The 21,255-nt window shown below is 35.8% G+C and carries 14 protein-coding genes and 3 riboswitches; of the genes, 1 reads left to right on the top strand and 13 read right to left on the bottom strand.

Annotation, left to right across the window (positions count from 1 at the left end):
- Position 1 precedes the first annotated feature (1 nt).
- The 13 genes from SUCMO_RS0105560 to SUCMO_RS0105500 form a co-directional block, all read right to left on the bottom strand.
- The gene (locus SUCMO_RS0105560) at positions 2 to 1,288 is read right to left on the bottom strand and encodes a nitrogenase component 1 (RefSeq protein ID WP_019879576.1); all 1,287 of its coding nucleotides are present in this window, start codon (positions 1,286 to 1,288) and stop codon (positions 2 to 4) included.
- The gene (locus SUCMO_RS0105555) at positions 1,281 to 2,579 is read right to left on the bottom strand and encodes a nitrogenase component 1 (RefSeq protein ID WP_019879574.1); all 1,299 of its coding nucleotides are present in this window, start codon (positions 2,577 to 2,579) and stop codon (positions 1,281 to 1,283) included. The genes SUCMO_RS0105560 and SUCMO_RS0105555 overlap by 8 nt, the downstream gene beginning before the upstream one ends.
- The gene (gene nifH, locus SUCMO_RS0105550; RefSeq protein ID WP_019879573.1) at positions 2,569 to 3,381 is read right to left on the bottom strand and encodes a nitrogenase iron protein; all 813 of its coding nucleotides are present in this window, start codon (positions 3,379 to 3,381) and stop codon (positions 2,569 to 2,571) included. The genes SUCMO_RS0105555 and nifH overlap by 11 nt, the downstream gene beginning before the upstream one ends.
- A 22-nt stretch (positions 3,382 to 3,403) precedes the next feature.
- Entirely contained in the window at positions 3,404 to 5,350 is a 1,947-nt protein-coding gene (locus SUCMO_RS0105545; RefSeq protein WP_019879572.1) for a VWA domain-containing protein, read from the bottom strand.
- 15 nt (positions 5,351 to 5,365) lie between these two features.
- Positions 5,366 to 6,391 carry a magnesium chelatase ATPase subunit I gene (locus SUCMO_RS0105540; protein ID WP_019879571.1) on the bottom strand — a complete coding sequence of 342 codons (1,026 nt, stop codon included), beginning with the start codon at positions 6,389 to 6,391 and terminating at the stop codon, positions 5,366 to 5,368.
- Between the two features lie 4 nt (positions 6,392 to 6,395).
- A complete protein-coding gene (locus SUCMO_RS0105535) occupies positions 6,396 to 7,178 on the bottom strand; it encodes a carbon-nitrogen hydrolase family protein (RefSeq protein WP_019879570.1) in 783 nt (260 codons plus the stop codon).
- Positions 7,179 to 7,245: 67 nt separating this feature from the next.
- The gene (locus SUCMO_RS0105530) at positions 7,246 to 9,159 is read right to left on the bottom strand and encodes a TonB-dependent receptor plug domain-containing protein (protein WP_019879569.1); all 1,914 of its coding nucleotides are present in this window, start codon (positions 9,157 to 9,159) and stop codon (positions 7,246 to 7,248) included.
- A 102-nt stretch (positions 9,160 to 9,261) separates the two neighbouring features.
- On the bottom strand, positions 9,262 to 11,205 hold the full coding sequence (locus SUCMO_RS0105525) for a TonB-dependent receptor plug domain-containing protein (protein WP_019879568.1): 1,944 nt from the start codon (positions 11,203 to 11,205) through the stop codon (positions 9,262 to 9,264).
- 166 nt (positions 11,206 to 11,371) lie between these two features.
- A riboswitch (cobalamin riboswitch) is annotated at positions 11,372 to 11,526 on the bottom strand.
- Positions 11,527 to 11,602: 76 nt separating this feature from the next.
- Entirely contained in the window at positions 11,603 to 12,619 is a 1,017-nt protein-coding gene (locus SUCMO_RS0105520; RefSeq protein ID WP_019879567.1) for an ABC transporter substrate-binding protein, read from the bottom strand.
- Positions 12,609 to 16,322: a cobaltochelatase subunit CobN gene (gene cobN, locus SUCMO_RS0105515; protein WP_019879566.1), complete on the bottom strand. Its 3,714-nt coding sequence runs from the start codon at positions 16,320 to 16,322 to the stop codon at positions 12,609 to 12,611. Before cobN ends, SUCMO_RS0105520 begins: the two co-directional genes overlap by 11 nt.
- A 14-nt stretch (positions 16,323 to 16,336) precedes the next feature.
- A complete protein-coding gene (locus SUCMO_RS0105510; protein ID WP_019879565.1) occupies positions 16,337 to 17,428 on the bottom strand; it encodes an adenosylcobinamide amidohydrolase in 1,092 nt (363 codons plus the stop codon).
- Between the two features lie 82 nt (positions 17,429 to 17,510).
- A riboswitch (adenosylcobalamin (AdoCbl) riboswitch) is annotated at positions 17,511 to 17,649 on the bottom strand.
- A gap of 28 nt (positions 17,650 to 17,677) precedes the next feature.
- Complete coding sequence (locus SUCMO_RS0105505; RefSeq protein WP_019879563.1) at positions 17,678 to 18,007, bottom strand: hypothetical protein; 330 nt, start codon at positions 18,005 to 18,007, stop codon at positions 17,678 to 17,680.
- An 81-nt stretch (positions 18,008 to 18,088) separates the two neighbouring features.
- A complete protein-coding gene (locus SUCMO_RS0105500) occupies positions 18,089 to 18,925 on the bottom strand; it encodes a MerR family transcriptional regulator (protein WP_019879561.1) in 837 nt (278 codons plus the stop codon).
- An 82-nt stretch (positions 18,926 to 19,007) separates the two neighbouring features.
- Positions 19,008 to 19,147, top strand: a riboswitch (cobalamin riboswitch).
- Between the two features lie 140 nt (positions 19,148 to 19,287).
- On the opposite strand from SUCMO_RS0105500, the gene SUCMO_RS0105490 reads away from it, so the two are divergent.
- Positions 19,288 to 21,216 carry a TonB-dependent receptor plug domain-containing protein gene (locus SUCMO_RS0105490; protein ID WP_019879559.1) on the top strand — a complete coding sequence of 643 codons (1,929 nt, stop codon included), beginning with the start codon at positions 19,288 to 19,290 and terminating at the stop codon, positions 21,214 to 21,216.
- Positions 21,217 to 21,255 lie beyond the last annotated feature (39 nt).

Below are 21,255 nucleotides of genomic sequence, written 5' to 3'. Positions count from 1 at the left end.
GTTAATTTCCTAAAAGTTGCGCATTTATTTTTTGATTCCAAATTTTTTCTAACATACAAGCAGCACCATTGATCCCTACAAAAGGATTATTGGTAAGCAAAATTTCATCTTGGACTGGATAAGTAATGTTGCAAAAAACCTTAGGCGTTATATTATGACGCATTACTGCAGTTTTTTCAATACTACTAGCTAAAAACAGGGAGTTATTAGAAATGTTTTCAAAAATATCTTCTATTTCTTCGCCATTACTGCTACTATTTATAACCTTATCTGCCTGCGTATGCAATTTTTCTCGAGTTTTATTATCATGAGTAATAACAATTAAATTATCCATATCCGCCCATTCTAGTCGAAGTGCTTCCGCTATATTTAACGCAATATTACTAGGACCAGCTACAATTGCTGTATCAAACCAAAGTTCGCCCCAAGTACTTTTTAGTTCACCAATAGCTGCTAAAATACTCTTTTCTTTAGTCTGAGCTTCAGCGATGATCTGACTTAGGTCTGTGTCTATATACTGCTTAATTTTTTTCAAACAGTTTATACTGCCACCGATTCCGTAAGGCATGCCGATTTCTAAATAAGGCATTTGATAGTTTATTTCTAAAAATTGAGCTAGCTCTAAGCCTAATTCGGAATTTACCACAAGATTTAGCTCGGCTGCAGGTATATTTTTAATAGCATCCAAATTGCTCCCCGCACCAGGAATTGCTCCAACTGTATATCCGCCCTTTATCAACATAGCTTGTAATTCTTGTAAATCGTTATATGCATTATAATGCCCATAAGTGCAGCCGAGCAAATTCACCTGTTTCTTTTTCTTAACTAGATTTTTATTTAATCCTATTTTTTCAAATAAACGTTTACTTGCTAAAACATAGCCCTCATTAAATCCTCCTATTAAACCTCCAGTATCTAAATCTATCACTGGATACTTTAAGTTTGCCTTACGGGCAATTCCTGCTAAATCATCGCCAATTAAACTTATCGCACAGCTGTTTTCTAAAGCCAAAAGTTCAGGTTCAGACATCGAATCAACTAAATTTATAGCTTTTAGCAAGCAAGCTTCCGTGCCATAAACTACTGCATTATTATCTAGTTGCGCACATTGAAAACGATTATCTAAATCTAAATGACTTTTTTCCAAATAGCGTAATGCATAGAAATAACACCATAATGGACCATTACTTATAATATGAGCTTTAGGGATCCCGGCAAAAAAGTTACTGGCTCCGTTTAAAGCACAAGTATTAACACTGCTACAAATATTTTCCCATTTTTCACCCATAAACAACCCCTCCTTTAATACCCCGTCGCGAAATAATTTGAGAAATTTTATTAATAAAATCAATTTCCCCACTAACGCCAATAACAGGTAACATGGGTAAAATTATTTGTTTATGTTTATCATCTTGCAATTCATGGGTTGTCAAAATCAAATCTGCTAAATCAGAAAGATTCGCAACTTGCTCAAAAGATATTATCGGTACTGTAGTTTCTTGTTTAAGCAACAATTGCATTGACTTTTTTTCTTTTTCTGTATAGCCATCCAACAATACAATACTCTTTAGCTCTAACTTTAGCAAAGCCAATAACTCTAAAATCCAATTAGGTGAAAAATAGCTACTCATGCGACCAATACATAATACGGCCTGTTTATCTATTAATTTCACCGCTAAACTATCTATAACTTGCATAAGTTTAATTTCTTCTTGTGCAATAATGGCTTGGGCCATAGATGTTTTTTTAAACAGTACGCCCATATTCTGAATCCACTGTTTAGTGTTTTTCCAACCAATGGGGTATATCTGTGCATAATAGGGAATTGCTAATTGCTGCTTTAAATCTGTAGCAATTTTCAAAAGCCATTTATGCGTATAACCTCGCCCACCTAAAACAATACTATATTCAGCTTTTGCAATTTCCGGGAGTGCCTCTAAAGTCATAAATGTAGGAAATTGTCCAATAACCGCAATACCCAATTTATGTAAAACACTTTTAACTTCACGAGCATATTCGCCGTTTGGACCACCATTATCACCAATTAGCACCACACTGTCTTTTTGTTTAATTTCTGATTTAGGTATAAACTTTTTTATCAACTGACTAGTTGTTTGATAATATCCAGCATAATATTCACCATCTAAAAAACCAAAACACGGAATTGCTAATACTGGAACTTGATATTTTTCTTGTATAGTGCTGGCAATACTCTCAATATCATCACCAATTACACCTGCCACACAAGAATTTGCTATCACAATAAATTTAGGCTGATATTTGCTCATAACTGCTTCTAAACACTGCTTAAGTTTTTTTTCCCCACCAAAAATAGAATTATCATCCGTTAAATTACTACAAATAAGTGGTACTGGTTGCAAAGTTTCATAATACTCATCTCTAGCTTTAGAACGAAAAAAAGCACTGTTATCCATAACTTGGGTAATATGTGAACAGGCCTTAGGACTATGAAAAACAACTAGTCCACCTTGTATATAGCTAGTAGCACGCCAAACACCTGGCATGCTACAGCTACAGCTTATTGCTTTATTAATATAGCGTTTTGTTTTAATTGCCATACTTATAAACCAACTCTTCTAATTCTTCAAACGAAAGGGGTTCTGGTATTCTTAAGTCCTCATTGGTATCCATTTTTTTGGCCAAAGTGCGATATATATCCGCTTGATTCGATTCTGGAGCCCATTCAATAACAGTTTTTCTTTGCACCTCTGCCTGATTAACAACCTTGTCTCTAGGAATATACATAATTAATTTTGAGTTGATTTTGGTTGCAAATTCTGTTAAAACTTCAAGTTCATTTTCCGTGTTGCGTCCATTGCCAATAATACCACCCAAGCGTACTTTACCACGTTTAGCGAATTTTTGAATACCTTTGGCGATATTATTAGCCGCATATAGTGACATTAGCTCACCTGAAGAAACTATATAAATATCTGTAGCATAACCTTCGCGAATTGGCACGGCAAAGCCACCACAAACTACATCACCTAATACATCATAAATTACTAGTTGCTCCTCAGCAATCGCTCCCAAAGCGCGAATTTTTTCCAAAGCTACAATTATACCTCGTCCAGCACAACCCACACCTGGCTCAGGTCCACCTGCTTCTACACATTGAATACCATTGAAACCTGTATGAATAATCTGTGCCGCAGTTACTTCTCCATCTTCACTTTCGCGTACCATATCTAACACTGTTTCCCGACAAATACGACCCAAAAGCAATCTTGTAGAATCGTTTTTAGGATCACACCCTATTTGGCAAACTTTATGACCCATTTCACTAAAAGCAGCCGAAAGATTCGCTGAAGTTGTAGATTTACCAATTCCGCCTTTGCCATATATAGCTATTTTTTTCATTGTTGCCTCCTTACACCTAATATTAAAGTATGTTTCGGACTATTTTCAACACACTCTCTTGTGATAATTTGTTAATTTGATAATAAGTAGCGCCCATTTCTTGAGCAATTTTTCTTGTTATTCCTACTTTTATAAAATCTGTCTCGGTGTCAATAACTAAGGTTTTAACTTGTTGCTCTGCAAGATACTTAGCAGCTTGAATTGCTGCTTCTACCGGATTAATATTTTCACCCGCCGAATTAGCACGTCCATCGGTAATTAAAATTAGTACTGGTTCTAAATCACTATCACGCTTATTTTGTAAATACAGCATTTCACTCGCCGCATTTAAACCAGCTGCTAAGGGCGTTTTTCCTCCAGTTGGCATAGTTTGGAGGCATTTTTGTGCTAAATCTACACTCCGTGTAATTGGCAAAAGAATTTCAGCTTTATCTCGTCTAAAAGCTATCATGCCTACACGATCCCGCTTTTGATAGGCTTCTTGTAGCATATAAAAAATAGCCCCTTTAACTGCTCGCATTCGCTCTTTTGCTCCCATTGAACCACTTGCATCTACTAAAAATAAAAAAGTATTGCCAACTCTTTTCTCGCGCACTTTTTGGCGCAAATCTTCTTTTCTGATATCAAAAAAACAGCCACTTACTTTATTTAAAGCTCTGCTTTTTTGAAAAGGTGCTGCTGCTCTGAGTGTAGCATCAAAAGCTAAATCAAGAAATTTATTTTTGGGTATAATTGAACGAACGTAACGCCCTTGCTTTAAATCAGTTTTTGTTAAGCTTCTTTTGCCACTACCCCGCCTAAGTTTGCGGTCTGTGGCTATATCTAATTCAATTTTAGGCATATTAAACAATTTATCAATGTCTGCTGTATTATCTTGATCTTGGGGTTCATCTTGCTCTTGAGGTTCATCTTGATTTTGCGGTTCATCTTGATTTTGCGGTTCATCTTGATTTTGAGGTTCATCTTGATTTTGCGGTTCATCTTGGTCTTGAGATTCATCTTGGTCTTGAGGTTCATCTTGGTCTTGAGGTTCATCTTGGTCTTGAGGTTCATCTTGATCTTGAGGTTCGTCTTGGTCTTGGGGTTCATCTTGGTCTTGGGGTTCATCTTGATTTTCTGGTGGTTTACGCATGCGATGTGCTAACACTAGTACCGCGGCTTCCTCTAGATCTTTTGGTAAAATATAATTTCGCTCGGCTAAAGCTACTATAGTTTTAGCAACTTCTAGTAAATATAGCTCACCACGATGACCTGCACAGTAAGCTTGAGCACAAAATTGCGCAGTTAATTGTACAATTGCTTCAGAAATTTTAATCTCAGATAATATTTCTTTAGCTTTTTCTATTGTTCTTAAAACTTTCTGATCAGCCTCTTGGTAATTATCATTAAAACCTAGCGGATTGTTGCTATAAGCCAAGGCTCGCTTAATAATTTCTACGCGGTTTTCGATGTCTAATTCATTATCGATATTTATATACATACCTACTCTATCTAGAGTTTGAGCTGAAAGAACGCCTTCTTCTGGATTCATAGTTCCTAAAAACACATAATTTGTCGTATGCGTATAAGATAAACCGTCACGCTCCACTATATTTTCCCCGCGAATATTGGTATCTAAAATAGCTGTCAGCAACTCTGGTCTTAATAGATTTAACTCATCTACATAAATTAAGTGCTTATTTGCTCTAGCTAAAATTCCTGGCAAAAATTTTTTCTGTCCTTTAGCAAGCGCAACTTCTAAATCTATGCTACCAAAGATCATATCTTCAGTAGCATTTAAAGGCACTTCTATCAAGTTTTGCCTTGCTAGTTGTGCTATAGAACGCACTAACGTAGTTTTAGCCGTTCCTTTTTTACCTGAAATAATTAAGCCTCCTGCTTTAGGATTAATAAGCGCTATTAGCAAAGCTTTTTTAGCTAGTTCTTGACCAACAATTGCACTAAAAGAAAACTTTTTATTTATACTCATTAGTATTCGCTCCTTTTAATTATCCAACAAGGCTTCCACTTTGCTCCAGTCTAAAACGCTATCTTCAAAAGGTCTTCTACGCATTCTATGTGGTAATACTAATTTTGCGGCATCTTTGATATCGGTTAATTCTACGACTTTGCGACCGGCAAAAGCAGCTAAAGTTAATGCTGCTTTAATTACCGTGATATCAGCTCGATGTCCATCTACACCCAATTCAACTACTAGTTTAGCTACATTAAATAATAAAGGTTCTGGAATTTGAACTTGGGGTAATACTACTCTAGCTTGCATTATTTTAGCCGCCAAAGCTTCTTGTTCTGTTTGATATTCTAGCGCAAACACCTCTGGATCTTCTTCATAAGCCAAGCGACGTTTTATTACTTCAACTCGCTGTTGTGGTTCATGCTCGCCTACAACTACTACCGAAAGCCCAAAACGGTCCAGGAGTTGGGGGCGAATGTCACCTTCTTCTGGATTCATTGTTCCTACTAGTACAAACCTAGCAGGATGCGAATAAGAGATACCTTCACGTTCTACGGTATTAATACCCATAGCTGCTGCATCTAGCAACACATCTACTACATGGTCATCAAGCAAATTTATTTCATCTACATAGAGAATATTGCGATTCGCTTGTGCTAAAATTCCTGCCTCAAATTTTTTCTCTCCATGTTTAATTGCATGCTCAATATCCAAAGTTCCCACAACTCGATCTTCTGTCGCACTTACTGGCAATTCTACCACACGCATTTTAGCATTTTTTTGTGCCAAACTTTGGCTGTTTTTCACTTGCTCATTACAGGCTTCACAATAATTATTCACAGCACTAGGATCGCAATTAAATTTACAACCATCTACCATTGGCATCGCTGGCAAAAGCTCAGCTAACGCTCTTACTGCAGTAGATTTCGCAGTACCCTTTTCACCCTTAATCAATACCCCACCTAAAGATGGGTTTATTACATTTAAAATTAACGATAGTTTCATATCTTCTTGACCTACAATCGCCGTAAATGGATATACTACTTTTCTTTTCATTTTCTTACCCCTTATATTTAAATTCTATTTTTTCATAAGCTGTTGAAATCAGACAATTTTTTTCAAAATCCCAATCAAAAAGCAATATTTTTTCTTCCCCCGAATGAGTTAGTTTAACTTCCCCATTTTCAATAACAACACTCTGCGCCTGAGTCATATTCATCCAAGGATTTTCTCCGGTCTGGTTACATAAAATTAAGGGTAATTCAGCTTCTAAAGAACAACGTTGCCAAGCTGTTAACGGATTGCCACAAGTTTCTGTCGGCGGCCAGGCAGCTATATTAACTAAAATTTTCGCCCCTTTGTCACGCAAAATTTTTCCGTGTTCTGGATACCATGCATCAGCACACACTAAAGCACCTACTTTAAACTGTTGTGACACAGAAATCGGTTCTAAACAACTAGCTCTCGTAGCCCAAGCTTCTGCCCCAGTAGCATGTGAAATTAACTTTCTATGTCGCCCGATTACATCGCCATTATTGCCAAAAACTAAACAGGTATTAAAATTACATGCTTGTTCTTTAACATATTCGCTAGTGCCTAAAAATAAAGTTAATTGATATTGTTTTACAATCGTCTGGATTTGTTCTAACTTAGCTGAAGGTTGTGGTTCAATTTTGCTATTAGGGTTTTGCCGATAAAAATAATAGCCCTGTACTGCTGTTTCAGGAGTTATCAGCCACTTCGCACCTTTTTTACTAGCTAGTTCAATTGCTTGTGCCAAAATTTTTAAGTTTTTAGCTTCTGAGCCTAAACTCAGATTTAAATGTAATAAACCTATTTTCATGTTTTAACTCCAATTACTAAGTCTTGAATTGAAGATGGACTGAGAAAACTCCCAGTCCACCATTTTGCTAAAATGCGTATTCCATGCCGACTAAAATTGATCTACCTGGCATTGGAAAACTATATTCTCCATTGGCAATACCAGCTTTTTCACTATAAGCTACATTATTTAGATTATATACTTTCAAATAAGCTTTTGAGTTTTTATTAAATTTATATTGAGCGCTTAAATCAAAAGTTAAATAATTTTCTTCGGCATATTGCTTATTACTTAAGCCAGAAGAAATTCGCCCTAATAGTTCAATATTTAATTTTTCTTGATTGTAACGCAAACCTATTTTATAGTTATTAGGTCGAACAGTTAAATCTCGTTCAAAAGGAGCATCGGACTTACTATTTTTAACATTTACATAAGAATAGGCTGCCCAAGTTGTCCACTTTTCTGAAAGCTTATGATTTACTGATAATTCGAAACCATCTTTCTTTTGTTTATTAACATTCTTAACGGTCCAATAAGTACCTGCATCATACCAATCTATAGCATCTTTAATTTCGCTTTTAAAATAACTCATACTGATGTTAGTACTAGCAGATGCTTGAACATTGTAGCCTAGAGAAATTACATCCCCAGTTTCTGGTTTAAGATTTAAATTACCTTTTGCCCAAGAGCTATTATAAAATAAATCATTGCCATTAGGGGCATTGAAAATTTGATTCCAAGAAATGTAAGCGTTACTAGTATCAGTAAATTTTTTGTTTAAAGCCAAACTAGCTGTAGTTTCATGTCCGAAATAATTATGTTTATCATAACGCACCCCAGCGTTTAATTGCCAGCTATCTGTAAAGTTCCAAGTATCATGCAAATAAAAAGCTTTTGTTTTAATTTCTTTTTCTTCTACAAAAGAGCTAGTGTTATTTACTTTAGAATTATTGGCATCAAACCCCGCTATAATTTGATTGCTTGTACTAGTTTGCCAAGCTTGTTGCAATGCTAAACCATCTTTTTCTTCAGTATAAGTACTGTGACTAGTAGAGCTATAGGTATTACCAACATTATGGTTGCGGAATACTTGCACAAAACCTTTATTATCGCCACTTAAGCCCCATTCGTATTTAGCCATCACATTGTTATCTAAAATCGTGGATGTATCTGTAGCTTTGAACCCTGAAAAACCTGGCGGATTATAAGGCTGACCTGCATCTGCAATACTGTGCTCAAAAGTTAAAGTTGCTGCTTTATCGGCATCAAATTGTTTATCTAAGCGAATTGTAGCTGCGGTTGATTCATAACTAGTATTCGCCCACTTAATTTCTTGATTATTTTTAACTTTTTTAAATTTAACATAATCTTGTTCTGATTTTTTTAACGTTACATAGTAACCTAAGCCGGCATTAGTTTTGCCACCTACAGCTAATTTATAATTTTCTGTTCCCCAAGAACCACTGCTTACATCTAAACTTGCTACTTGCGCCGCACCTTTTTTGGTAATAATATTAATAATCCCACCTACGGCATCCGTTCCATATAAAGTAGTGCTAGCACCTTTTACAACTTCAATTTTTTCAATAGCGCCTATATTCGGTAAAGAACGTAAATCAAAAGCTTGTCGGCCATGCCCGCCACCACGATCAAGGTTCATCCGTCGGCCATTTACTAAAAAAAGCACCCGTTCTTCACCATTTAATAACACATGTTGTTCTGAGCCCACAAAACCATTACTAGTGACAATTGCTCCAGGTACATTTTCTAAAGCTTCCGTAACTGATTGATAACCTTTGCGCGTGATTTCCTCAGCTGTAATTACCGTAACATTTGCAGGCGTATCAACCAATTTTTTCTCGCTCCGCGTTGCCGTAACCACAATTTGATCTAAGGCAAAAGTTTCTAGTTCTTGCCTTTCTGCTGCTAAAGACACTTGACTTGTATAAAAAACACTGCAACAAGCTACAGCTAGTAGCAAGGTTTTTTTCTTGTTTCGCATCGTTCTTCGCTCCTCTTATTAACGGCTAGTATCTTAAAGTTTAAGATACTAGCTTGTTTTTTAATAAATCTTCTTTAGGTTAAGTAACTTGTTCACTTTTATTTAGAACTTATAATTGTAACTCAATAAGAAGTTAAACGGTGTAGCATAATACTCTGAACCAGAATGATTTAAAATGTCTTTTCTATCAAAAATGTTTTCTAAGCTTAAAGTGATTTCACTATTTTTATCGCAAATATAAGTTGTGGTTAAACTAGTTAAAAAGTATGGTTTTAAGGCGCTAGATTTTTCTGAACTTGGTGCTGCCACCCGTTTACCCATATAGCTTCCTGTCAAACTGCTTCTCCACTTATCTTTCGCATAAGTCACGCCACCAGTTACTTGTAATTTACCATATTTTCTATCCCAATCTGAGCCCTCTTGTTTGGCTTTAGGGTTACTTAAGTTTATGCCCCAATTATAGCTCCAACCATTTTGATCATGAATATCCGCTGTAAGTTCTAAACCAGTATTAATAAAGTCTTCATTACTATAGGTATAGTTGCTTTTAGTTTTATTCCACTTCGCACTTATATTATCTGTAATGTCAATGTGATAAACAGCCATTTTCCAACTATGGTCGCCAGAGATTTTTTTCCAACCCATTTCATAATTAACGCCAGTCTGCTCTTTTAAACCAGGATTAGGAATTGCTGTATCACTTGAGCCATACATTTGAGCGAAAGTTGGCATGATAAAGGACTGACCTACACTAGCATAAAGATTTTCATTTTCTGCTAGTTTATGACTCAACTGGCCTTGAGCACTAAAATTATTATAGTTTTGATCTCCTGGCGCGCCAGTTGTCCAAGTTTCACGAGCACTTAAGCTTAAAGTATTTAAGTCGCTTAACTTTTGTTCCCATTGTCCGTAAAAAGCTAAATTATTGCGATCATATTTTTTAGTACTGTAATCTGTATAAAATTCGTTTTGGTAAGTAAATCCTAAAATTGTTTTGGTTCTAGTATTTAAATCCCAATTTTTTTGTAAATCTACTCCATAAGTTCTATTTTTTTCATCAGTATCGTAAATAGTGTTCTTTAAATTCCCTGAAGTGTCATATTTCGTAAAGCCGTCGGCAGTAAGTTTATTTTGATTATAATAAGCTTTTGCTTTAAAATTATCATCTGTATAATTTAGTTGAACAACATTTTGTTTTGTGCCATATTTACGATTTTGTTGCAAACTACCCGTTGCTGGAACTGATTTATAAGCACCATCAAACCAAGTATCATAGCTAGCCTCTGTCTCTAAATAATTGTACATCAGTTGTAATTTATCATTGAAGTTATATTCCATTAAAATACTGTTTTTTTCTGAACCAGTAGCATCTGTGTGTTTATTACCTTTGTCTGTATTTTTAGAAATGGTGTTTACATTACCCCATTTTTCTAAATTATAGCCGACATTTAGTTTATCTGCGTTCAACGTTAAATCGTATTTTTGCTGTCCATAATTACCTACGCCAGCTGTAATGCTATTTGCAAATTCTTTTTTCATAATAATGTTAATTACGCCACCCATGGCTTCGCTACCATAAAGTACTGCGCCGCCACCTTTGATAATTTCTACGCGCTCAACATTTTCCACAGGAATAGAATCTAAATAATATTTGCCCCGCAGATTAATCGGCGAGCCATTAATCATAACTAACGTACCATTACTAACCCCACGAATAGTTATTTCATTGGACATTGTCCCAAATGCAGAGCCACCTGGTCCAAAAGTTTTATATGCAAGACCTGGAACTTTGGCAAGAGCTGTTTGAATATTGCTTGCACCTGTATTTTGCAAGTCTTTTGCCGTCAAAATCGTAGTGGAAGCAGCGACATCTACATCACGTTTTTCGCTTCGAGTTGCCGTAACCACAATTTGATCTAGAGCAAAAGTTTCTAATTGATCAACCTCAGCCGCCTGCACTTTACCGGAACAAATACTACTAAGAATAAGAGCACTTAAAAATAATCCTTGCGTTAATTTGATTTTACCTCGTCTTAAATAAGCCATTAATAAACTTCCTTTCGAAATCATTTTATATTTGTTAAGTTCCCATTTATCTCATCTTGCAGAGTCATAACTGGCAACAAAAACACAAAAAAACTAGACCCCCACCTAAGTGATACAGAGGTCTAGCAATACAAATACATTGCACCTACCTCCCTATCGCTCGTAGGGATATGGTAAAAAGTAGGTAGTTTTGCTGACTTAGGGTTAATTTAATTAGACAGCTTGTCAAAATTATTTAACCGCATTACAGTGGCGGGACCGCATCGGATTTACACCGATTTCCCAATTAAGCCTTATGGCGCCTACTTGATATTAAGTTTTCCAAAATTATTTTGATTATAAACTATATACCTAGTATACAGTCAAGTTTAACTAGCAATAGCAACTGGCATATTTTTTATTCTTCCGCTACAGAAAGATGACAATCAGCAGGCTGGGTAAAACTTTCTCCATAAGCGGCGTAAGCTAATTCTTGGACACCAAAAACTATATCTTGAGAAACGTTGTAGATGTAACCTTCGCGCGGGTAATACAGTTTCCGCTCTTTAACTGCTGTCAGAGTTTGTAAGGACGGATCTAGGAGAAATTCATTATTATGTTTATTAATATCAAAATTACCATGATCATTATACACTGGCAAAATTAAAAAATCAGGATTTACTTCTACCAAGCGCTCTTTACCTAAAATTTGACCATTTTTAATCCCCGCTTCAGCAACACCGTTTATTACTCCAGCCCGCGTACAAATGGCATCAAACGAGCTACCTATTCCGCCATATGAAGCCATCAAAGAAATCAAAACGACTTTTTTTCTTTGTGCAGGTGAAATTTTAATTACTTTAGCATCTATTTCTTGCAATTTTGCTTTCATTTTCTCAACAAGTTTTAACCCTTTTGCTTCCTCACCCAAAGTACGTGCAATTAAGAGTACATTTTCTTGAACTTCTTCGATGGTACTTGCCCCTTTACAAACCACTACCTTTAAACCTAAATCGCGTAAATTATCTACAATCTCAGCCTTTCCCCAGTTCGGGACAATAACTACATCTGGCTTCAAAGCATAGATTTGTTCGGCTGTAGGATTTTTAATCTTAGTTGGGATTTGTTTCGCTTTAGCTACGATGTTAGAACTATTAGGATCATCTAACAGATGATTTACGCCAACTAATCTAGTTGGTGGTACTAAACCTAAAACAATTCCATCTGTGCCCATTGCCAAAGTCAAAATTCTTTCTGGTTTTTTCTCAAACTTCACCACTGTTCCTTGGACATCTGTCACCTGATAGTTAAAATTAGCAACTTTTTGTTCTTTCTCTGAACTTGTTTTGCAAGCAGTTAAAATGAAAGTTAAAATTATAGCTAAAAAAGTTATAAACAAAAATCTCACAAATTTTTTCTGTTTTCTATCCATCATTACGTTCCTCAAGTTCTCCTTCTAAAGATAGATAAATTTTTTGCAATTCCGCCTTTGTTTCTGGTTTTGCGTTCCACAAGCCACGTTGTTCGGCCTCTAATAATATTTCCGTTAGCCGTTGTAACGCCCAAGGATTTACATCGCGCATCCAATCTTGGATTTCTTTATCAAATGCGTATTTAGCCGCATACTTTTCATACATCCAATCTTCCATTATCCCACTGGTGGCATCCCATTGATAACTATGGGCTAGGTAGTTAGCCATATCTTGAGCCCCTTTATATCCATGTTTTTTCATACCCTGAATAAATTTAGGATTTACGGCTTCACCACGGAAAATTCTTTTCATTTCTTCTTGTAAACTACGCATTTCAACTTTACTACGGTCAGTACTATCACCACAATAAGACCGTGGCTTTTTGCCGCTTAAAGAACGAACTGTAGCAATCATGCCCCCTTGATAAGCATTATAATCATCTGAGTTCAGCATATGTGATTCCCGATTATCACCATTTTTGATAGTAACATCTAACTGGGACATGCGTTTTTTAAATAATTGTGGCTGATAGCTACCGCGGACATCATTGCCATAAGCATGTGCCGAAAATCTGACATATACATTTGCTAAGTCATCAATTGTTGTCCAGTTCTTTGACTCTAAAAGTTGGCCTACGCCTGCACCATAGGCTCCTGGTGGATCACCAAAAATTCTATATCCGGCTTGTTGCCAAGCTAAATCCGCAGCTACGCCCTCATTAATTAATTCTTGCGTATCCAGCAACATGTGTTTACGAATAAAGTTCATTTCTAGTGGCTCATCTAAATCAGCTACTAACTTAACAGCTCTATCTAGCCAATTAATTGCCCCCGGCATACTATCTCGGAATAAGCCACTTACCCGACCAGTTACATCTACCCGCGGTCTTTGTAATTGGTCTAAAGAAATTACCTCTAGATCGATAACGCGCAAACTTCCTTTTTGCCATATTGGCCGCACACCCATCAAATGTAAAAATTCGGCAATGCATTGACCATGACTACGCATATTTGCGCCTGCCCACAAAATTATGCCCACACTCTCCGGATAAGTCCCTTCCTCTACAATATAGCGTTCTATTACCTGTTCTGAGAGATTTTTACCTATTTCCCAAGCAGCAGGTGTCGGCAAGGTTCTAGGGTCAACACCGTAAAAATTTCTACCAGTTGGCAACAAATCTGCACCGCCACTACTAGGTGCTCCAGCTGGACTCGGTTGAATATATTCAGCCTGTAAAGCCCGTAAGGTATTGTCAATTTCCTGTTTTGTTTTTACCAAATTAGGATAAATTGTCTCGCAAATATATCCAGCTAACTTTTCCAGCTCTGATTTAGCAAAATTATTACAGTTTTTCAATTCAGGCCAAGCGAAAATTTCCTCACAACTTCTCAAAATAAACTCTTGTTTTGCCAAATATTCAACAAAACGTCTCGCTAGCAAAAATATTTCGTCAATAAGCACTCCATACGTTTTGTTGCGCTTAGCACACATAACACTACTATTTTCTAACAAAGTATAATAATCAAATCCGTAAATAGTAGCTAAAGTTTTTGTTAGAGCTGCAATATCGCCATTTTCTAGGCGCGTTAAAGAAAAAATATATTCTGTTAGTTCATCTGACTGTGGTGCTTCGCCTAAAATATGTAGACCACAGCGCATTTGCATATTTTTTATATCCGTAACATAGCTATGTAATTTCCCCACATAATCGTCGAAATGCGAACAGTCACTTTCTAATATTTCTTCGGCTAAATTTGCCGCACTAGCTTTTTCTCGAACTAGATCTTGCAAAGTAGCAATATTTTCAGGTTGAGTAATTTTAAAGTGACAATATTCATCTAAAGTTTTTTCTAGTTCTTCTAATTCTTCATAAGTCCCAGAAGTTGTCATTGGTGGACTCAAATAGCTAATTAGGCAAGCGGCACTACGACGTTTAGCTTGGACCCCTTCACCAACCACCGTAATCCAATAATGGTAAATATTAGGCATATCTCCAATAGAGATATCTGGATAACAAGCTTTAGACAAACCCGCACCTTTACCTGGTAACCATTCTAAGGTACCATGCGTACCGACATGAATAACTGCATCAGCTTGCCAAATATCACGTAGCCAATGATAAAACCCAATATAATGATGTGTTGGTGCACAGTCAGGCGAATGAATTAATTTACCGGAATCTTCTTCAAACCCCCGCGGTGGCTGCACTGTTATAAAAACATTTCCATTAATAGTCCCAGGAATTAATAACTGCCCGTCATAATTAAAGACATCCCCAGGCGCTTCTTGCCAATCTAGAGTAAGTTGCGCCTTTGTTTTCTCATCAAGTTTTTTGAAAAAATCTAAATAGGCTGCAGTAGTTAGATGACCATATGCATCGGCAATTTGTCGCTCTGAAATATAGCGGCGATCATTAGTTGCATTAGCGGTTAGTATTTTCATAAATTCTTGACTATTTTCTGGAATCCAGTCCACTTCATACCCTTGTCTTGCCAACTCTTTTAATAGTAAACGCACACTTTCAGGCGAGTCTAAGCCAGCGGCACTGCCAATATTAGAATTTGAAGCTGGATAATTATGAAAAACAATAGCAACTTTTTTAGCACTATTCTTCTTATACTTCAAATTTGTCCATTTTTCAACTTTACGTGCTAATAACTCAATTCGCTCGGGTAAACATATATAACGGGAACGACCTTCGTCCGTTCTCTCATTAGTAGCCACTGGAATGGAGTGAATAACTCCGTCAAACTCTGGCAAGCTAATACTGATTGAGATTTCCATCGGCGTCATACCTTCACAACTTTTCTCCCAGTCAACCTTATTATTAGCCAACGTATAGGCTTGTAAAATCGGCACATTTAAATTTTCTAGAACAGCTAAGTCTAAAGCTCGTGTTGTTGTCAAGGAAAATTTTATACAATTTATAAGTACGTCAATAATCGGTTTTGTATCTTGATAAAAATATTTAGCAAAAGCCTCGCGCAAACCTTCTGAATCAATATCGGGGTTAGCTTGTCCATTACTGAAAACAGCAATTACATTTAAGTTTCGTGCTTCTAACGCTTTAATAATTTCCGTTTGATAAGATAAATCTCCTAAAATCCATTCATCCCGATAAAAGATTAAACCAATAGTAGCCCTATTGGGTCTGCAGTACTTTGCTTGATAGCTGGCTAAGTCTTCATAAATATTTTCGCTTGCATAGTGATAGATGCCATTCCAAGGCAAAAGTTTCGGTTCATAATAGAACTGTTTTTCGCCTAAGATTTCACTGGTTAACCATAACAAACAGTTTTCAAAATTATTTATGCCCCCATAATTAAAGTATTTATAAATTTTATTTTCCTGTTCCTTGCTAAGTCCCAAACTTAAATTATCTTGACCGGCATCAGCTACTAAAAAAAGATGCTTAATTTTCACTTGTTGCATAAAAGCTGACAAATTTCTTAAAAAGCTGCAATCTAAGCCAGTTCCCATCCATTTTATTAAAACTAAGTCTTGTTTTTCTATCAGCGCTAACCATTCTTTTCCCCAAGGAGTACTCTCACTAATTTGGCATTGGCTAAATTCTGTGGCAACTTTGTTTAAATCAAGCAAGGCTACTGCTTGTTGCCAAAACCAAATTTGCCGTTCTATATTAGTTAAAAATAAAATTTTCTTCATAATTTCTTACTCCCCTACTGTTCTACTGCTAATTTATCAATTAATAGTTGCAATAAAGCTGCTTCAATTTTAGTTAAAAAATCTTTTAAGTTACTAGCTTGCTCGAGCTTTAGTTCAATTTGAAATTCAGTCGCAATCTGCATTAATATTTTATTTAACCATAAATCACATTCTGTAGCGTTAAGCAAGCCCCAGTTAAATTGATCTAATAAGTGTGCTAATAAAGATATCGGTACAACGAGGCTCTCTTTTTTAGCATAAATTTCACAAATTTCTAGAAACTGCGGTTTGATAACAGGGGTGGCTACAATTTGCAAATATTGTTGCCACAAAGATTCGGTATTAATTTGGAAACGTTTTAAACGTTTGAAAACATCATGTTGATTTTTCGGATTTAAACCACTTTGCTTACTAAGAGCTTCTTTAACTGCTTGAATTACTGTTTTTCCAATTAGTTCTCCTAATTTAGAATGTTTGCCCGCACTTTCCATATACAAAGCGCTCATCGAATTGGCAACCACTATCGTTTGATCTGTACCTGAACCAGTGGCCAAACCATAAGAATAGTTGCTTCCTGCTAGCAATTCTTGAATTGCCGCAGTTTTAGCTTCGGTACATGTAACTAAAGCTCTGGCTATAGCGCCAGCTGGCATATCGGCATCAATTACCAACATAATATTTATTGTGCCCAATTTAGCAGGCTTTTCAGTTGGTTTATAAAAATCAGAGGGGTCACCTACCCGCCCACCATTTATCTCGATTCCGCCTGTTACTATCGCTGTAACCGTCAAATCCTCATATTTAAGCATGGAAATAGCCACATTATCCATGTTCGCAGCAGTGCCCATTCCGGATACCTTATTAGGATCCAAGCCAATTTTTTGGGCTATAAGCCGCATGTGTTCATCATAAGAGTCTGCTAACATTTTAAAACCAATTCCCGCACCAATTGTCCCATCATGATTAAAAACTGCAACTAATTCTTCACGATAGCCACCATTATAAAGGGAAGTACTTAGAACTTTACGTTTACCTGCAAAAAATAAGACTATGCTCTTTTCGTATCTATATGCAATATCACCTGTGCTTAGCTCTACTAATTTCAAAATATCCACCTCAAAATTTTAAAAATAAAAGTGTCTTCCTGCAAAGCAGAAAGACACTAATGTTATAAATTTATGCAAACATTAACTCTATCCTATCGCTCGTAGGTCAAAAGAGAATAAACTTAAAATGGTCTCTGGCTTCGATAATAATTATCTTACAGTGACGGGATCGCGATGGCTTTGCACCATACTTCTCCAAATTAAGCTTTATATGTTATTGTATTCTGACCTTAATTGTACTACGAAATTTTAGTGTTTGCAATGCCCAGTTCCTGTGCTAGCTAAAACATCTTGGAATATTTTATGTACTTCTTCAGAACTTTTACCACTTTCCATGGCTTTTTTGGCATGAATAACTGCTGAACGATATTTTTTGTGAGCCTCATCTGTAGGAATAGATTCAATGTTCATTGGATCAAAAGCCATAATTTTGTGGAATATTTCATGAATTTCTTCACTTGTTTTTCCAGCAGCTTTTGCCGCTTCAACATGTTTCATTGCACTAGCATAGCGGTGCTTAGCGTGTGGATTATCAGGCAGTTCATATTTGGGATGTCCAGTTTCTTTATTAGTATGCATATAATCACCTCATTATAAATTTTTAGGTTAACCCAGTTATCATTCTAGAGTATATACCGCATATAGAGTCAAGCCTTTATTTTAATCTAAATAATCAACTTGCAAAGCAATCTGAGCTACATATTCTTGCGGATTAGCTGTCGACCAATGATTTCTCAGTTGGCTAATATAGCCTTCTCCCACAATTTGCAATTTATTAAGTTCGATAAATTCTTTAAGCTTTTTTATTGCTTTACCATAATTTGCATGACAGCAATCCGGTGTAAATATCGTAGCATATAAACCCGCAGGCTTAATTGTAATGTTTTGGTACTCCGTGGGCTCACTAATTCGCGTAAAAATTTTATTTATATTTGTGTAACTATTATTAAGCAATTGTTCTTTTTCTAGAATATAACCCATTAAATATTCATTTAAAATTCTACTAGTTGCAAAGGGAAGATTGTGTTTAGCTACTAAACCTATTTTTTCTTTTAAAGACACAGTGTTTTTACGAAAATCGTCCACAATCAAATACTCTTTCGGCACATTTTCTAAAGTTATTTTATCTATTCTAATTTGTTTTACTTGTTCAAGACGACTTATTTTAGTCTGCAGATTTTTTTTATTTTTAAGTAAAATCTGAACTTCTTCTTCAAATTCACTTAATTTTTTTTTAAAAATTGCTTGTAGAGCATCAAGATCGCGATTTTTAACATAATCAGATATTTCTTGAAGTGGTAACCCCAATTTACGCAAAGTTATGATAACTTCAAAAATATAATATTTATGTAAAGAATAGTAACGATAGCCATTTTCTTCTACTAAATCAGGTTCGAAAATTTTATTGCGCTCATAATAAAATAAAGTTTGTTTAGACACGCCAAAAAGATTCGCGAATTCGCCTATGGTAAAATACATTTCTGTTTTCTTATTCACAAAAAAACTCCTTTACTCTACTATTAGTATATAGTTTATACTCACCTTGTCTGTTGCAAATTACAAACAAAGCTATTTAACAGTTTAATATAATTGATACGGTATCGCAAGATTTAATAGATAAGCTAGTGAAATTCTAGCACGGTCCCGCCACTGTAATGATAAGCCAAGCAATTTGCGCTTAATCTAAGTCAGAATAACTACCTATCAAATTCCTAGCAAATAACCTACGAGAGATGGGTGCTGGTAAAAGTACTGCATATTTTTTGCATTGCTGTTTATTATATAGCCTTTCTTTTAGTTAAGAAAGGCTTTTTTATTTTGCCAGAAATTAAAATTTTTAGGAGAGGTGCTAATTTTTAATGAAAAAAACATCTGTAAGCAAACATTTATCGGTCCTTATTTTATCAAGTCTTATTTTCTCAACCCCCTGTGCCCTAGCTAACAACACGTCCTCAGAACTACCTGAATTTGCTCTAGAGCAAATAGTTGTTACGGCCAATAAGCTGCCCACTGAAGTTTTTAAAACTCAAGCCAACATCAGTGTAATCAGCCGCGAAGATTTAGAAAAAAATCATTATACCGATTTAGGTGATGCTCTAAAAACAGTCCCTGGCGTAAACTTGCAAAATTATAGTGCTAGCGGTGATAATTACACCTCTAACCGACTCTACATTAATGGTTCTGATAAAATTGTGGTTTTGGTTGATGGCATGCGCGTTAATGTCAATGGTTCTGTTTCAAGCGTTTTTTCTCCTTCAGAACTCTCCAATATGGATACTATTGAGCGCATTGAGGTGCTCAAGGGTTCAGCATCTACGCTATATGGAGCCGATGCTGTCGGCGGGGTAATTAATATTATCACCCGCAAAGCTAGTAAAGATTCGAGCACTACTTCTTTATCAACAATTTTAGGTAGTGCCAACAAACGCACTTATAAAATTATGAATCAAGGTAACGCTAATGACTATTTTTGGACAGTTGCAGCTCAAAAAAATGAGTTAGGCGACTATAAAGATGGCCGTGGTAATAAAATTATCCAAGATGTAGATACAGATACTTACGATCTGAAGCTGGGCAAAAAATTTAAAGATGATTCTACTTTAACTTTTAATTACCAAAAATACAAGTCCGATTACATTCGCCCTTCAACCGGTGGGCTAAAAGCCACTACAAAAAATTTCGGCAAAAAAGATAATAATAAACTAAGTATGAGTTATCAAAATAAATTTAGCAAAAATCTTTCAAATCAAGTCTCTTTGTACCGCAATGTAAATTTCTTAAATGACAATTATTTAAATCCGGGTTCAGTCTGGTTAATGGATTTAGAAACACGCGGTTTTAGTGAACAACTTACCCATACTAGTAAAGATCATACTGTAGTTGCTGGCTTTGATTATTATCAAGATCGTGTAAATAGGTATTCTTCGACCTCTTATGGTACCACTGATGCCTACCAAGGAATTAAACTAACTAATCGGGCTTTCTATCTCCAAGACGAATGGCGCTTTGCTCAAAATTGGACATTAACTCCAGGTATTCGCTATCATAATCATTCCGAATACGGCAGTAATACCGCCAAAAGTTTGACTCTAGGCTATTTGCAAAATGAAAAAACTAATTATTATCTAAGCTTTAAAGAATTTTTTGTCGCGCCTAATCAATTTCAAATATATTCAAAATATGGCGGCAAAGGGCTAACCCCTGAAAAAGGTGATAATATTGAGTTTGGCGTAAAACATAAATTTAGCGATACTACTACCGTAAACTTTAATGCCTATGAACGCAAAGCTGATAATATGTTAGCCTTTAATAATACAACTGTAAAATATTACAATACTGGGGAAGAAAAATCTCGTGGTTGGAGTGTTGACCTCAGTCAGGAATTAAGCAAACATCTAGATTTAATGGTTGGCTATACACATACAACTACAGGGACTGAAACCGCCAAAACTTATGCCAACCGCGATGGCTATATTCCAACTGGAGCCTGGAATATCAGTTTAGACTATAACCAAGATAAATTTAATGCAGTTTTAAGTGCCAAGGGAATTTTAAATCGTCCTGGGCGTAAAGTTAACGCCACTAAAACTGCTAGTAATTTGCAAAGTTTTTGGTTATATGATCTAGCATTTAACTATAAAGCTAATAAAAATATCAATACTTTTATAAAAATTAATAATCTTTTCGATAAATTTTATACCGACCAAATGTATGACATGAATCCAGATGGCAGTTGGTACTCTGCGCAAGGACGCAATATCCAAGTAGGCGTTGAGTATAAATTCTAACTTAGGAACAATGTTGATAACGAATTGCCTTGAAAATTA

The organism is Succinispira mobilis DSM 6222 (assembly GCF_000384135.1).
Lineage (GTDB): Bacteria > Bacillota > Negativicutes > Acidaminococcales > Succinispiraceae > Succinispira > Succinispira mobilis.
The sequence above is the reverse complement of the archived record's forward strand: the minus strand, read 5'-3'. Positions and strand labels throughout refer to the sequence as shown.